We start from the raw sequence: 370 nt of genomic DNA, 5'->3' as shown, positions 1-370 counted from the left end.
CCAGTAGCTGCCGTATTTGTGCAGGCCAGTCTGCAGCTGTCCGCTTTTGCCCAGCAGGTAGCGGCTGCTGCCGATTTTTTGCGGGCCGGTAAGCATGTGGCCGTCAGCGGCCAGGTAGTACTTCTTGCCTTTGATGGTCTGCCAGCCGGTGAGCATGTGGCCGTCAGCGGCCAAGTAGTACTTTTTGCCGCTAATGGTCTGCCAGCCGGTGAGCATGTGGCCGTCGGTGGCCAAGTAGTACTTTTTGCCGCTAATGGACTGCCAGCCGGTGAGCAAGCTGCCGTCAGCAGCGAAGTAGTACTTTTTGCCGTCGATAGTCTGCCAGCCGGTGAGCAAGCTGCCGTCAGCAGCGAAGTAGTACTTTTTGCCG

Annotated in this window: 1 protein-coding gene; it reads right to left on the bottom strand. The window is 58.4% G+C overall.

Going from position 1 to position 370, the window contains the following annotated elements:
- Window positions 1-370: N-acetylmuramoyl-L-alanine amidase family protein (locus lacNas_RS00160; protein WP_373868154.1), on the bottom strand; the 370-nt coding region annotated here is incomplete at both ends.

The organism is Lactobacillus nasalidis (assembly GCF_016587775.1).
Classification (GTDB): Bacteria; Bacillota; Bacilli; order Lactobacillales; family Lactobacillaceae; genus Lactobacillus; species Lactobacillus nasalidis.
The sequence above is the reverse complement of the archived record's forward strand: the minus strand, read 5'-3'. Positions and strand labels throughout refer to the sequence as shown.